This window comes from Paenibacillus alba (assembly GCF_013204855.1).
In the GTDB taxonomy this organism is placed as follows: Bacteria; Bacillota; Bacilli; order Paenibacillales; family NBRC-103111; genus Paenibacillus_E; species Paenibacillus_E alba.
In genome coordinates this window covers 1-14296 of sequence record NZ_JABMKZ010000059.1, presented here as the reverse complement: position 1 = coordinate 14296, position 14296 = coordinate 1, and the positions used below count along the sequence as shown (strand labels likewise).

Here is a 14296-nt window from a genome sequence, read left to right as displayed (position 1 = left end):
AAAGCAAAAGCAAGAGCAAAAGCGAAGGAGCTGCCCGCAAGTAGGTTTATCTACTTAGGGGACAGCTCCTTTTGGCGCTTATATAAAGCTTGATTTACTCTGTAACCAACCGCAGCCCCTGTTCAGCTTCTTTGATGCGATCCAAGTTTTGGCGGTTATTGACGAGCAAGGATTGCAGCGTTGCCGACAACTCCTCAAGCGTCGCAGAAGCTTCTTGGCTGATAGCAGCCAGATTATTCGTGGAGTCGCTGATGGTAACCGATGAATCGCTGATGCGATCCATTAGGCCGCTGTAGCTGACGGAAAGCTCTTTAAGCATGGCAACAGAATCCGTAATGGATTCGAAGGCTTGCTTCGTTTGCCCGGTAATTTCATTGCTTTGCTGCATGCGCAGAGCAACTTGATCCATACGGGAGCGAGTCTGAGTAGACAATGACGTGAACTCCTCCAACTGCTCCGAGATCCGAATCGCAGATTTAGCCGTCATATCGGCTAGCTTCCGAATTTCGTTGGCGACGACGGCGAACCCTTTGCCGTGCTCACCGGCTCTTGCAGCCTCAATACTGGCGTTAAGCGAGAGCAGATTCGTTTGGTTTGCGATATCTTGGATCGTATCACTGAACTGACTCGTTTCGTTCAACCGTTCAATCAAAGATACCGTATCCTGAGAAACAGCTTCGATATCCTTGTTAAATATAGCGAATGTATCGGAGAGCAGCTCCATGCGGCCTCTTCCTTGATCAGATAGAGAGGCGGCTTCTGACGTTTTGCCTAATAAAGTGTGGATGGAATCGGACATTTCTTTGATAAGGCCATTCATATGATTCACCGAATCATTAATGGAAATGGTCGAATCCACCTGGTCCCCTGCGCCTGTTGCGATATCTTGGAAGGCATTGTGCATCTCATCGAAGGAGGAGCCATCCTCTTCGCCTGACTTGGTAATGGATTGCAGATGCTCCGTGACCATGCTGACCTGCTTTAATGCTTTGTGTCGCTGCTCCTGCTGTAGAGCCAGGAATTGTTCGGCCTGAGCGCGCGCCTCAGACATGCTTTTATTCATATAGCCGGAAACTTTCAGTGCGGCAAACATCAAAACGCTAATGAGAATGAAGTAAATAATGTACGTCGGAGCACTTTTGGGATCTACCAGAAGCGCATCCTTTTGGGCAATGAACAGGTAACCGACTAGGAAAAGTCCCCATGCGGCACTAATTAGCCACGGCACCATTTTCATGAAAATAAGCGCCATAATCATCATGTAGTAAATCGAGAATATATTGGAAATATCGGCTTTGCCAATCAGTTGAACTGTTGTGCTGATCCCGCTGGCAATAACAGCAAAATAACATAAATAATGAATAAACCTTTTGGTGAAATGCAAGTAACCGTAAATAACCCAAATCGCGGTTTCGAAGATCAGTGTAAATTTGAGATCCCTGTCAATGGCACCCCCGGATCCTAAGGCGAAAATACTCATGTACATCAATAAAGCAGTTGCTGTAATCGCGAGAAAGACTACGAAATTTCTGCGGATTATGTCTTGATCTTTAAGCGAGATGTGTGAATCGTTGTGCTGATTTTGTTTAAACACACTTGTCGAAAAACTCATGTGAACCCCTGCTTTCCTGTCGAAAAATGTCGGCGTATTCTATGACATGATCATTCTACGGGACGCTTTTGAATTCCTTTTCATTTGGTGCTAAGTAAGTGACATACTCTCGATCCTTCTCCCATATACTCTATCAGCAAAGCAAAATGATAGAATAAGCGGAGGGATCATCGGATGCGCTTCCCGGTTCAACGTGCAACCCATTGGCAGAAACGAATTCAACTGATTGTGGTAACTCTATTATTAGTTTCTCTCTTTCTCTCCACAATTCCCGCGCAAGCGGCGGAAGATCAGGGCGACTCCGCACCTGAGGGGCAGGACATTTATCAGAAGCTCAAGGCGGGCAAACGGTTGCTGGATGCCAAAAGTTATGAAACGCCAGAGCAGCCTACGGTGTATCTGACATTTGATGATGGTCCTAGCAAGCTGACCGGCAAAGTGCTGGATATTTTAGAAAAAGAGGGTGTGAAGGCTACATTTTTCGCACTTGGCGAACAGGCGCAGGCCCAGCCCGATATGGTCAAAAGAATTGTAAAAGAGGGACATTCCTTAGGCAATCATTCCTATAATCATGTATATAAAGAGCTGTACGGCGATTTTCAAACCTTCTGGGAACAAGTGCAGCACAGCGAAGACATTTTTGCCGATATCGCTGATGTGCGGCCGCAATTGGTGCGTGCTCCCGGAGGGACCTATACGAACTTTGATGCGTATTATTACTACTTGATGGATCAAGCAGGGTACACCATGGTCGACTGGAACGTAGACAGTGGCGATTCCAAAAGAGCGCATGTGCCTGCCGATGAAATTTGGCAAACGGTGAAAGCATCTCCGCTTGAGCATGAAATTACGATCCTGTTCCATGATGGCACCGGACATGAGTCGACGGTAGAGGTTTTGCCGAAGGTTATTGATTATTACAAGAAGCTGGGGTACGCATTCGCTCCCCTGACAACACAAGTCAAGCCTAGGCAATTTCCGCTAGGGAAGTCCAAATGGTCAAGAAGCATGAGCATGCCACATTTTCAATCGTTGCTCAAAGCCACACAGCAATATGCTTCGGCGCATTTGCCGCAGGCGGATCAAGATCAGAAAGAAGCGGAGCAACAGCTTGTTCAGATGACCAAAGTGGCGCGTGAGGAATCGGCGCAAATTCTATCTGCACGATCGTTAATACCGCTGCAAGTCCATATTGTGGGAGGCGGCACCTTCACGCTGCAATCCTCGGAGTACCAGTTTCGTTCGAATCGGATTGAACTGCCGCTCCGTTTTCTCATAGAGAAGATAGGCGGGCAAGTGGAGTGGCAAGCAGACAAGAAGATAGCTAATGCCCATTATGGCGTCTATGATTTGGAATACGATTTGTCTGCTAGAAGTATTAGATTGTACACCCTAGGTACTTGTGTAAATACTTACTTTCTAGCCGATATGGAGCTGCTGGACGGGAAGATTATGGTTCCTTTGCGCAAAACAGTCGACTTATTAGGCGGGGAAATTACGGAATCCATCATAGAACCAAGCAGAAGAGAAGTGTCTATGGCCTTCCGACAGTTCTATTTGTTCAACGAAAATAAAACTCTTGCAAAATACGCTCTATTTACTAGGGAGGGTAATGTCTAAAAGAGTAGACGGCTGGAAAAACTAGAAGCATACCCTTATAAAGGAGGCTTCTCGTCTATGCCGCCAGAAACCCGAATATTCGATCAGCCACAGCCTCTCGTGGAACGGATGATCATGAACGTAGAGAAAGTGATCGTTGGGAAGAGAGAAACGATAGAACATGCTTTCATTGCCATGTTGAGCGGTGGTCATCTTTTGCTTGAGGACGTACCTGGTGTGGGGAAAACAATGCTTGTACGCGCTTTGGCGAGGACGATCGGATGCGAGTTTAAGAGAATTCAATGTACCCCCGATCTATTGCCTTCCGATGTGACCGGAGTATCAGTGTTCAATACCAAAACAGGGGACTTTGAATTTCGCCCTGGACCTTTAATGACCCCGATCGTACTGGCGGACGAATGCAACAGAACTTCGCCCAAGACGCAGTCGGCTTTCCTGGAAGCTATGGAGGAGAAGCGGGTAACGGTCGACGGAGTTGGCTATGAGCTGCCGAAGCCCTTTGTACTGCTAGCTACGCAAAATCCTGTGGATTACGAAGGCACTTATGCACTTCCAGAAGCTCAAATGGATCGGTTTATGATGAGGCTGTCACTCGGGTATCCATCCCCGGAGCAAGAAATTCTCATGCTGGATCGTCTTCAGGATCGGCAGCCATTGGAACATTTGAAGCCTGTCATTGTGCAGGATGAGTTTGTCCAATTGCAGAAAGAAGCGGCCCTGGTACATGTGGATAACACGTTAAAAGAATTCATTGTACGTCTTGCTGTAGCAACCAGGGATCACTCCGATCTGTATTTGGGTGCAAGTCCACGGGCTTCCTATGCGTTAATGCGTGCCGCGCAAACATCGGCGTATATGAAGGGCAGAAGTTTTGTCGTGCCTGATGATATTAAGAATTTGGTGCTTCCGCTATGGACGCATCGACTCATTTTAACCTCAGAGGCGAGGATGACTGGCAAGTCAGCGGAATTGATACTAACGGCTTTGATTGCTTCTTTGCAAGCGCCTGTTCTTCGCTATGTTTCGGCGAATTAGGGGGCTGACTATGAAAAGCTGGGGTAAATCATTGCTGCTTTTTGCAGGGTGCGTGCTAGCCGTCTGTTTGGCCTATTGGCAGGGTGGATTCGCTGCATGGTATCTGGGGATTTGTTTGCTGCTCATTTGGCTTCAGGCCGGATTATTTTATGTTTTTGCACTAAAAGGATTATCTGTTAACCGGCAGCTTTCAGGGGAAGTGTTCCTCTCCGGGGAAGAGGTGACGATTCGACTTGGGGTTGATCATCTGACACGGATACCGCTGCCGTGGATCGTCATCAGAGAGAATTGGGTACATGAAGGAAGCGGTGTGAAATTAAGCTATAGCAAGCTGCTGTTTCCTTGGTTTCGTTCGACCTTATTGCTTCATTACAAAATCACGGGACTGATGCGCGGCGTTTATCGGTTCACAGGCTTCGAGGCGGTGACCGGAGACCTGTTTGGCTTTGCTATTCGAAAAGTACATCGTGACGACCTTGAACGGTGTATCGTTTATCCGCGGCCGGATGCTTTGGATCGATCCGGCATGACTTTCCAGGCAGAGGACGGCGATGTGCCTACCGTCCGCGGGCCCAAGTCCGAAATGCCGCTGGTCAGCGGCGTTCGTGAGTACGTCAGCGGTGATCCCTATCACCGCATTCACTGGAAATCCACAGCCCGGCTCAGCCGGCTGATGACCAAGGACCCCGAGCAGGCCGCCTCCGCGAAGCGGATGCTGCTGCTCGATGCCACGCCTGCGGCGAGTCCAGCCGGAGCGGCACAGCCGCTGCTGGAGAAGGGCGTGGCCCTCGCGGCGGGCTTCTTCGAAGTCGCTGCGGGCCGGCGCGAGAGCTGCGGCTTCGCCAGCAGCTCGAACAGCAGGCGAATCGCGCCGACGATTCGCCCGGATTTGCCGCTCGCGTACGAAGTACTCGCGAGCGTGGGCGGCAAGCCCGCCCTATCCTTTCCTGACCTCGTCAGGAAGGAGGCGGCGGCCTTGCCGCCGGATACGTCGATGCTGTGCATCACATCGACGCTGGATTTGGCGCTGGTGCGCGCGATCGCAGATAGCGGCACCAGACGCCGCTCTGTGCACGTGATCTACGTGCACGCGCGGCCCTCGCTCTCGGTCGCCGAGCGAGAGGGGGCTTCCCAGCTGCAGGCCGCAGGCTGCAGCTTCACGGAAGTGCCGCATCCGCTGAGCCAGTGGCCGAAGCAAGGAGGTGTTGCGGATGCAACCGCTTGAACCGCGCCGCGCAGGCTCGCCTTCCCGCTCTCGCTCTTTAGGATCAAACCTATCCATCCCATCACGTCCAATCTTCCGAGCGGGCTCTATCCCAAGCACGTCATCAGCGCTCACTACCCCTACCAGTTTTGTCCGAGACAGCCTGATCTCCCTGCTGCTCTTTCTCCTCATCTCAGAATGGCTGCGCCCTTTGGTGTGGATGGCGGATGCTTCGATAGAAATCGGACCGATCCTTGTGGTTTTTGCGATCTGCATCCTCATAGATTGCTGTAAAGTTCCTTTGGCTTGGGGCTGGACTGCCAAAATCGTCGTTATCCTGCTCTTCATCGGATTTATGTTCGATAGGGAGGGATTTCTGACAGGCCTATGGTGTATTGATTTAGTAAGAGTGATTGCCCAAGATATCGGATACCTTGTTGGCGCTCATTTTGAATTAATTAGCGGTCAACTGCGTACGTTATTATTTCTTTTGGGCTGGTCACTCCTCATCTCAGTAGTGCAAGCTCTAATGCTGCAAAGACAGCACAGTCTTTGGTTTGTTGGGGCTACACTGGTCTATCTGGTTTTCTTACAGCTCGTTTTGGGCGCAGATACGGTGCCTGGTATCATGCGTACAGTTGGATATGGGCTGCTGCTTATGGCTTTACTCAATCTTTCGCGAATCGAACAAACCTACGGCTTTTCTTCGGTGCGTCCAAGCCATCTATTTCAATGGATTGCCGTGAGTATGGTTATTGTTGGGGCACTGGCTGGAGTGGGCTGGTTATCGGCCAAGCAGGCAGAACCTGCGCATTTGATGAAGCCAGTGAGCTGGGGCTATTTATATGATCGCATATTTGAGCTTTACAACGGAGATTTGGAAGTTGGCGGTGCTGCTGCCAAATCCGGCTACGGCCAGAACGATTCTGCGCTGGGCGGTCCACTCCAAGTGGACACGACGCCGGTATTCACCGCTAAGACCTCGGAATTAACCTATTGGCGCGGAGAATCCAAAAATTTCTATAATGGAAAGGGCTGGATACAAACCAACCAAGCGCTGGAGCCATTTTCCGCGGGTCATCAGACAGGGACAGGCCGAATCATTACACAGGAAATATTGTGGAACAGCAATTCGACGAATAAACAATTATTTCTAGGTGGAAACTTAAAGCAGGTAGATATGCTATTGACCGAAAAAGGGAAGCCATTGTCGTCTGATTTCTTATTGGCCTCTTCGTTCAGCGGCAAAGTAACGCTGCCAGAAGTGATGGACCCGTTATCGTATTACAAAATAACCGTCCAGCCAGCGCAGTCGGATTCCTCTTTGCTGAATGCCGAGACCAATCGTTATCCTGCTGATATCGTGGGGGATTATCTTCAACTGCCGACAAGCCTGCCGCGGTCTGTTCGCAGCTTGGCTGAGCAAGTGACAGCGAATAGCTCCACGCCTTATCTGAAAGCCGTAGCTATAGAGCAGTATTTAAGCCGAACCTATACATACAGCTTGGAAAAGCCGACCCATCCCAGCCGCAATGAGGATTTCGTCAGTCATTTTCTGTTCGTAGATCAAACAGGATATTGTGACCACTTCTCAACCTCGATGGTCGTCATGCTCCGTGCTATTGGCATTCCTGCCCGTTGGGTCAAAGGGTTCGCGCCAGGTTCCCTGCAAGCAGCGAACGATGGGGATCAACTTCAGGAGGTCAAAGTGCGCAATCAAGATGCCCATTCGTGGGTGGAAGTTTACTTCCCTAGCGCGGGGTGGGTGCCTTTTGAGCCGACACCGGGATTCTCAGGCATGTCCTCTGACCATGCTCAGTTGACGTTGACGACGGCTGCTATGGCGCAGGCCGAGATGACGGCTTCCCTGGCAACCATACCGAAGTCGGATAGATTTACAGCCAATCCAAGAGAATGGCTTCAAGCGGCCAAGGATACACTCGTTGATTTTGCGTTTCGTTATCGTCAAGTTTTCAATGTTATAATCGGAGGCGGGCTCCTAATTGCGGGTCTTCTGCTCTTCCTTAGACGCAAAGGGTTCCTTTACAAAGGTAGGCTTCAGCCGCCATTTTACAAATATGGACCGAACAATGCTCATCCACTAATTCCCTATATGGATCGTTTGTGGATGCAGTTATTTCGCAAATACGGCTTAAAATCCAAGGATCAAACTGTTCGTGAGTATGTGAAAGCTCTGAAAATTCCGCATTACGCCCAACAGAAGGCACTGCTGGAATTTGCTTTGATCTATGAAAGTGTCCGCTATGACACGGCTCATTCACTCCCTTATTCGAAGCGGGAAATCTTGGCAATTTGGAAAGCCATTCAAAAGACACATTAAACCCCTTTACATCCTAGGTACCTAATGTTTAAAATTAGTACCTATAAATAGCGGTTAGTGGACAAGCGGTCCCCAAGAAGTGAAGATAGGCTTTGAAGTCAATTCCGATTACTTTTTGGGGAGCCCCAGATGCTTCAACCGCTATGAAAATAGGAGGAACGGATAATGAGTAAACCGAGTGAAATGATCGTCGTTTTAGATTTTGGAGGCCAATATAACCAACTGATTGCAAGAAGGATCCGTGATTTGGGCGTGTACAGCGAATTGCTTCCGCACAACACCACGGTTGATAAAATCCGTGAGCTTCAGCCAAAGGGGATTGTGTTCTCAGGCGGTCCGGCAAGTGTATACGGAGAAGGAGCTCCAGCTGTAGATTCAGCCATTTTCGATTTGGGCATTCCGATTTTGGGAATTTGCTACGGCATGCAGCTGATTGCTCATCAATTGAATGGTAAAGTAGAACGCGCGCATACGCGTGAATACGGGAAAGCCGATCTTTCCTTTTCGAATGAAAGCCCGCTGGTCAAAGGTTTGGATGCGAAGCAAACGGTCTGGATGAGCCACGGAGACCACGTTTCTGTTCTTCCGGATGGCTTCGTGATCGAAGCGAGCACGGATTCCCTGCCGATTGCGGCCATGAGCAACCGTGAGCGCAACATTCACGCGGTTCAATTCCACCCGGAAGTTCGTCACTCCCTGCAAGGGAACGAAATGATCCATAACTTCATCTATGACGTTTGCGGTTGCGAAGGCGACTGGACGATGTCCTCTTTCGTGGAAGATATGATCAAAGAGCTTCGCCAAGAAGTTGGCGACAAAAAAGTGCTATGTGCGCTCAGCGGCGGCGTAGACTCATCCGTTGTAGCTATTTTGCTGCATAAAGCCATTGGTGCACAGCTGACGTGTATGTTCATTGATCATGGCTTGCTGCGCCAAGGCGAGGCAGAGAGCGTTATGGATACATTTGTCGGCAAGTTCGATATGAAAGTAGTTAAAATAGATGCGCGCGATCGTTTCCTTGGCAAGCTTGCCGGTGTGGACGATCCAGAACAAAAACGTAAAATCATCGGCACGGAGTTCATCCGTGTATTCGAAGAAGAGTCCGCTCAATTCGACGACTTCACGTTCTTGGCGCAAGGCACGCTTTACACGGACATCGTAGAGAGCGGTACAGCTACGGCTCAAACGATCAAATCCCATCATAATGTCGGCGGCCTGCCGAAAGATATGAAGTTCAAACTGATCGAGCCACTCAAAACCCTGTTCAAAGACGAAGTGCGTAAAGTCGGCGAAGAGTGCGGCCTTCCTTCCGCGATCGTCTGGAGACAGCCTTTCCCAGGTCCAGGTCTAGCGATCCGTGTGCTTGGTGAAGTAACCGAGGACAAGCTGAAAATCGTCCGTGAATCCGACGCCATCCTGCGCGATGAAATCGCCAAAGCCGGCTTGGACCGCGAGATCTGGCAGTACTTCACAGCCCTTCCTGGCATGAAAAGCGTTGGCGTTATGGGCGATGCCCGAACATACTCCTACACCGTAGGTATCCGCGCCGTAACTTCCATCGACGGAATGACCGCCGACTGGGCGCGTATTCCGTGGGATGTGCTTGAGAAAATTTCGGTTCGTATCGTCAACGAAGTTGAGAATGTGAACCGTATTGTGTACGACATTACGTCCAAACCGCCTGCTACGATTGAGTGGGAATAGGTTGCAACAATAGAATGCAAAAATACTCCCTTTTACTTGCGTTGTTTAGCGAATAGAAGGGAGTTTTTTTATGACCAAAATTATAGAACTGATCGAGGAAAAGAAAACAGTCATTTTTCATCATTAGAAAGGATTAACTCCTTCACGCGTAAAGTTGTATTATCTACACATAAATAAACTTCATTGCAGGCTTTGGAAAAATACTTCATGACGTTTGAATTTAGTAATTGGTTAGAGAATAACCAATTAGGATAAAGTTGCACATATTTCTTATCAGAATACATTCCTTTTATATGATTCCATATTTCACCGAATTCCTGAATATGATTTGGGGTTACCAAATCTCCATAAATAGGCGCCTCAAATTTGCGGCTTAATTTTACATGCCTAATATTACCGGATGAAATAGATACTCCGTGAAAATGATATAAATCCAAAATAAAGGGATTCATTTTTTTTTGACTTATCAGCAAATTAAACATTTCTTTAGACTCATTTTTAAGATTTTCTAATCTAACTTCAATTGGAATACTCTTCGATGTTACGATACGCACATTTTGAAAATGACCAAGTAGTTTTCTTATTGTTTCTTCATTTAGATTTATATAATCTGTCAGTGTTATGATGATACATATTTCCGTTGTTTTAAATATATATGGAGCGATGTAATATTCTGATAATGGGGATAAGTTATCTTCTATTTCACTTGTTGGTGGAACAGCTGAAAAGTTAATGTCTACTAATTTTGAATAATTGGTTCTAGTTTTTTGTTTTAAAAGACTGGTATCCATATCTTCAAAATAAATCATTAATGCATCTCCTTAATTTGTGGTGAAAGGAACATAGATACTGAATCTTTCCAGTATCTATGCTCCTTTATATAGATGTTATCTGGCAATCGTATAGCCTAATTCAACTACGTTCGAATATGCAGTTCTTGTAGGAGATGATCCCAATTCAGCACCAGTAAGGTAGCCTGTTACCTTAATGCGATAATCTTGATGATTAGCATTCGGATACTCTACTTGTATTTGTTCAGAGACATGGGGAACGGATTGAAAGTAGGACTTATTAAGAGGGATACTATTCATTGTAACCCACATTTGGTCAAAAGAATCATACCTTTGCACTTCTACTGTAAAGTTAATTGCTTCTATGTTATCCGCTGGTTGTAAAAAAACATTACTAATGCCTGCATCGATATTACACTTCAAGAAGGTATGATTAAATCCCTCCGAAAAACACTCTGCTTCATGCCAAGCAACTGCGTTGCCAAATGATGCTGTAGAGGCATGAGAAGATGGGGCGGCTGATGCAGTTATCGGAATACTAATTACTAATACAATTAAAGACAACCAAACTAATGATAGTCTTTTCATTTTTAATAACTCCTTTTTTATCATTAATGAATACCGAGTGTTAAAACGGCATTTAAATGAAAAGAAGGTGTTCAGATGAAAAATTCTATAATTTTAATCTTACTCATTCTTATTTTTATATTGACTGGATGTAAGCAAGTAGAGAACGAAAATTTAGTTACAACGTCTCCAAAATGGAGTAGTAATAGAATCAACAGAAAAGACGAACGTTGTGGGAAAAATTACCCCATTAATGTTCGTCTTTTTTATTGACAGCAGCTTAGTTCCCTACTAAAATGTGATATGGATAACAGTTTTTCGTATAATCTTGGGGATTGGCCCGAGAGTTTCTACGAGATCACCGCAAATGATCTGGCTACGAAAAAAAGGAACGGTATCTGTATGAGTTACTACTACACTTTGCACCTAGCATCGAAGGAAGCTCTCATATAGAAGCTCCTTTTTCGTACCCGGAATCAGCATTACGATTCCGGGTTTTTTGCTGTCCCACCATACGTCTAGGAGGAGTAGGAAAATGGATCGCTTTTTTAAACTGAAACAAAACGGTACGACCGTAAGAACCGAAATCATGGCAGGGATTACAACGTTCATGACGATGGCTTACATCTTAGCAGTAAACCCTGACGTGCTTAGTGCTTTTAAATCGGGGGCTACCGGCGGTGACTGGACTTCGATTTTCTTGGCTACAGCGATTGCGGCGGGTGTAATGACGATTGCGATGGGGTTGTTCGTTAATTTTCCTGTTGCGTTGGCTCCGGGAATGGGCTTAAATGCGTATTTTGCAACGATCATTTTAACTTCTCAAGGTAAATTTACGTTTTCCATGGCTCTAACCGCCGTGTTTATTTCGGGGATTATTTTTATCATATTAACGGTTACCAAAGTTCGTCAGATGCTTCTCGTTGCTGTACCGGACAGTTTGAAACACGCGATTACGGTAGGTATCGGATTGTTTATTGCAATGATCGGTTTCAAAAATAGCGGTATTCTAAGCGTTGCTGTCGAAAGCGGCAAAGATCTTAAAGCGCATCAGTACACCGATGTCCTTTCCTTTGAAACGATCTTCCACTTAGGTTCTTTACATGATAAGGGTGTTATTTTAACGATCATCGGGATCCTGTTGATTTCCATCTTTATGGTGCTGCGTCTTCGTGGAGCGATTTTGATCGGTATTTTGGCAACTACGGTTATCGGTTATTTCATGGGTCTGGTTAACTTGAGTACGCTGACTAGTGCAGATACGACATGGGTTCCGGATTTGTCCAAGCTTCGTTTCGCGGATTTTGACTTTGCTGGCATTATGACAACGGGGATTGTATCTGTCATTGCTACGTTTACGTTTGTTGAACTATTCGATACCTTCGGTACGATGGTTGGAACAGCTAACCGTGCAGGGATGATGAAGAACAAAGAAGAAGGCAACAAACGTGTTGGTAAAGCAATGTTCGTAGATGCGATTGGTGTTAGTGGCGGTGCACTTGTTGGAACAAGTACTGTTACGGCTTTCGTTGAGAGCGCGGCAGGTGTTGCTGAAGGTGGACGTACAGGTTTAACGGCAGTAACAACAGGCGTATGTTTCTTGCTTGCTTTGTTCTTGGCTCCAATTGCTATGTTGATTCCTGGTTCCGCTACTGCGGCTGCTCTGATCGTTGTTGGTGTGCTGATGGTTCAATCCATTCGTGAGATCGACTTCCAAGACTTTGTTGTTGCGATTCCAGCTTTCCTTACAATTGTTTTGATGCCTTTCACTTACAATATTGCCAACGGAATTTCTTTTGGTATTGTGACATATGTTGTTCTTGCAACAGCTTCTAACTTAAGCGGCAAAAGTCAGACGAAATATCCGATCCACTGGTTAATGTGGGTTCTTGCTATTCTGGTTGTAGCCCGGTATGTTTTTATTGGAAGCCAAGGTTAATAAAATAAATGGAATGACCGTCGAGCTGTGGGAGTGATCTCATAGCTTTTTTTATTTCCTTGAAGCGATATTTGTAACAGGCCTACCAACTCATTTATGATAGAAAGAGAATGAAGAGAACAGGGGAAATGAAGTGTTAAAAGAAATCCTATTTAGAGGCAAAAAAATCGATGTCACAACGCTCGTTATCTTGCTATGTTTCATGGCTATCAGCACGATGGCCATTTATAGCGCTACTAGTAACACGAAATACGCGGGGCTTCATATAAACAATCTGGTCATGTTTTTTGTGTTTTTTATCGTTATGCTTGCCATAGCTCTCATTGATTACAAAGGAATAGTTCAGCACTTTTCAATTTACTTATATGCTGTCGGCATACTTATGCTTCTCTTTGTTAAGTTCAAAGGAATGACAATTAATGGCTCCACGCGTTGGATTAACCTTCACTTTATGCAATTCCAGCCTTCAGAGCTCGTCAAAATCTTCGTTATTTTACTTCTTGCCAAGATGCTGAGTGCTAGGCAAGGAGAGTACTTGCGTCTGATTCGTGATATCTTACCGATGATTGTTTTAGTAGGAGTTCCTTTTTTTATCGTTCTGGAACAGCCGGATCTAGGTACTTCCATTGTGTTTGTCTGTATTTTAATCGGGATGATGTGGATTGGTAAAATACCTATTAAACTCGCTTTAGTCGGGGGAAGTGTGATTGTTGGGGTAATTGGCATCGTCACAGCTCTTTATTTTTACAATTTGTCTTTGTTTAATAAAATCGTCAAGCCTCATCAACTGCACAGAATCCAAACGTTCCTGAACCCTGCCACCGATCCAGACCAAAGTTATCATGTTCTTAATTCAATAAAGGCAGTAAGTTCCGGACAATTGATGGGTGAGGGCTATATGCACGGGACCATGATTCATGGCGGTTATATACCTTATGATTATGCAGATTCCATTTATGTTGTAATTGGAGAAGAGTTTGGCTTTGTAGGATCGTCCTTGCTGCTTTTCTTGTATTTTTTCCTGATTTATCGAATGATCCATATTGCGATAGCATCTAAAGATCTCGCAGGGTCTTATATCATTATTGGTGTAATCTCCATGTTTACTTTGCAAATCTTCGAGAATATTGCCATGCATACGGGGTTAATGCCGCTTACAGGGATTGCACTTCCTTTCGTTAGTTATGGAGGCAGCTCCTTGATGACTAATATGCTTTGTATGGGTTTAGTACTGAGTGTGAAAATTCATAATGATTAGTAGTGAATAGGAGGGCGCGAATGAATACGCGTTCCTATTCATTTTTATTTATATAGAAAAAGCTTGCATTCTGTTTTTAGTTTTGTTATATTACTCCTTGTCGTTTCGGCGGTCGAACGAAAGAACGAAAGAAATTGAAAAAAAGTTCTTGCAATCGAATAGGCCGATGTGGTATATTGATCAGGTCGCCTTTGAGGGGCGAAGGATGAATATGGAAGACATTGA

10 protein-coding genes and 1 riboswitch are annotated in these 14296 nt (G+C 45.9%); of the genes, 7 read left to right on the top strand and 3 right to left on the bottom strand.

Features of this window, described 5'->3' with window-relative positions; translation table 11 throughout:
- Window positions 1-94: 94 nt before the first annotated feature.
- The gene (locus tag HQN90_RS36085; protein WP_216855558.1) at window positions 95-1612 is read right to left on the bottom strand and encodes a methyl-accepting chemotaxis protein; all 1518 of its coding nucleotides are present in this window, start codon (window positions 1610-1612) and stop codon (window positions 95-97) included.
- Between the two features lie 174 nt (window positions 1613-1786).
- On the opposite strand from HQN90_RS36085, the gene HQN90_RS36080 reads away from it, so the two are divergent.
- The 5 genes from HQN90_RS36080 to guaA all read left to right on the top strand — a co-directional run bounded on the left by HQN90_RS36080 (window position 1787) and on the right by guaA (window position 9516).
- Window positions 1787-3232, top strand: a complete 1446-nt coding sequence (locus HQN90_RS36080) for a polysaccharide deacetylase family protein (protein ID WP_173227661.1) — start codon at window positions 1787-1789, stop codon at window positions 3230-3232.
- 57 nt (window positions 3233-3289) lie between these two features.
- On the top strand, window positions 3290-4267 hold the full coding sequence (locus tag HQN90_RS36075) for an AAA family ATPase (protein ID WP_079410707.1): 978 nt from the start codon (window positions 3290-3292) through the stop codon (window positions 4265-4267).
- Window positions 4268-4277: 10 nt separating this feature from the next.
- On the top strand, window positions 4278-5492 hold the full coding sequence (locus tag HQN90_RS36070; protein WP_173227660.1) for a DUF58 domain-containing protein: 1215 nt from the start codon (window positions 4278-4280) through the stop codon (window positions 5490-5492).
- Window positions 5479-7812, top strand: a complete 2334-nt coding sequence (locus HQN90_RS36065) for a transglutaminase-like domain-containing protein (RefSeq protein ID WP_173227659.1) — start codon at window positions 5479-5481, stop codon at window positions 7810-7812. The genes HQN90_RS36070 and HQN90_RS36065 overlap by 14 nt, the downstream gene beginning before the upstream one ends.
- 165 nt (window positions 7813-7977) lie before the next feature.
- Window positions 7978-9516 (top strand): glutamine-hydrolyzing GMP synthase, encoded by a 1539-nt coding sequence (guaA, locus tag HQN90_RS36060; protein WP_173227658.1) that lies wholly within the window; start codon window positions 7978-7980, stop codon window positions 9514-9516.
- A gap of 110 nt (window positions 9517-9626) precedes the next feature.
- On the opposite strand, the gene HQN90_RS36055 is transcribed toward guaA, so the two are convergent.
- Together HQN90_RS36055 and HQN90_RS36050 are read right to left on the bottom strand one after the other, a co-directional pair.
- Window positions 9627-10325, bottom strand: coding sequence for a hypothetical protein (locus HQN90_RS36055; protein ID WP_173227657.1), 699 nt, complete (start codon window positions 10323-10325; stop codon window positions 9627-9629).
- A 78-nt stretch (window positions 10326-10403) separates the two neighbouring features.
- A complete protein-coding gene (locus tag HQN90_RS36050) occupies window positions 10404-10895 on the bottom strand; it encodes a hypothetical protein (RefSeq protein WP_173227656.1) in 492 nt (163 codons plus the stop codon).
- A 277-nt stretch (window positions 10896-11172) separates the two neighbouring features.
- Window positions 11173-11273: riboswitch (purine riboswitch) on the top strand.
- Between the two features lie 136 nt (window positions 11274-11409).
- Here HQN90_RS36050 and HQN90_RS36045 point away from each other — a divergent pair.
- Window positions 11410-12813 carry an NCS2 family permease gene (locus HQN90_RS36045; protein WP_173227655.1) on the top strand — a complete coding sequence of 468 codons (1404 nt, stop codon included), beginning with the start codon at window positions 11410-11412 and terminating at the stop codon, window positions 12811-12813.
- Between the two features lie 133 nt (window positions 12814-12946).
- Window positions 12947-14071, top strand: a complete 1125-nt coding sequence (locus HQN90_RS36040) for an FtsW/RodA/SpoVE family cell cycle protein (RefSeq protein ID WP_326073653.1) — start codon at window positions 12947-12949, stop codon at window positions 14069-14071.
- The last annotated feature ends 225 nt before the right edge of the window (window positions 14072-14296 follow it).

Excerpts from the sequence above, each read along its gene's own strand:
- HQN90_RS36075 (WP_079410707.1), top strand. The coding sequence starts at position 3,290 with ATGCCGCCAGAAACCCGAATATTCGATCAGCCACAGCCTCTCGTGGAA.
- HQN90_RS36085 (WP_216855558.1), bottom strand. The coding sequence starts at position 1,612 with ATGAGTTTTTCGACAAGTGTGTTTAAACAAAATCAGCACAACGATTCA.
- guaA (WP_173227658.1), top strand. The coding sequence starts at position 7,978 with ATGAGTAAACCGAGTGAAATGATCGTCGTTTTAGATTTTGGAGGCCAA.
- HQN90_RS36055 (WP_173227657.1), bottom strand. The coding sequence starts at position 10,325 with ATGATTTATTTTGAAGATATGGATACCAGTCTTTTAAAACAAAAAACT.
- HQN90_RS36065 (WP_173227659.1), top strand. The coding sequence starts at position 5,479 with ATGCAACCGCTTGAACCGCGCCGCGCAGGCTCGCCTTCCCGCTCTCGC.
- HQN90_RS36080 (WP_173227661.1), top strand. The coding sequence starts at position 1,787 with ATGCGCTTCCCGGTTCAACGTGCAACCCATTGGCAGAAACGAATTCAA.
- HQN90_RS36050 (WP_173227656.1), bottom strand. The coding sequence starts at position 10,895 with ATGAAAAGACTATCATTAGTTTGGTTGTCTTTAATTGTATTAGTAATT.
- HQN90_RS36070 (WP_173227660.1), top strand. The coding sequence starts at position 4,278 with ATGAAAAGCTGGGGTAAATCATTGCTGCTTTTTGCAGGGTGCGTGCTA.
- HQN90_RS36045 (WP_173227655.1), top strand. The coding sequence starts at position 11,410 with ATGGATCGCTTTTTTAAACTGAAACAAAACGGTACGACCGTAAGAACC.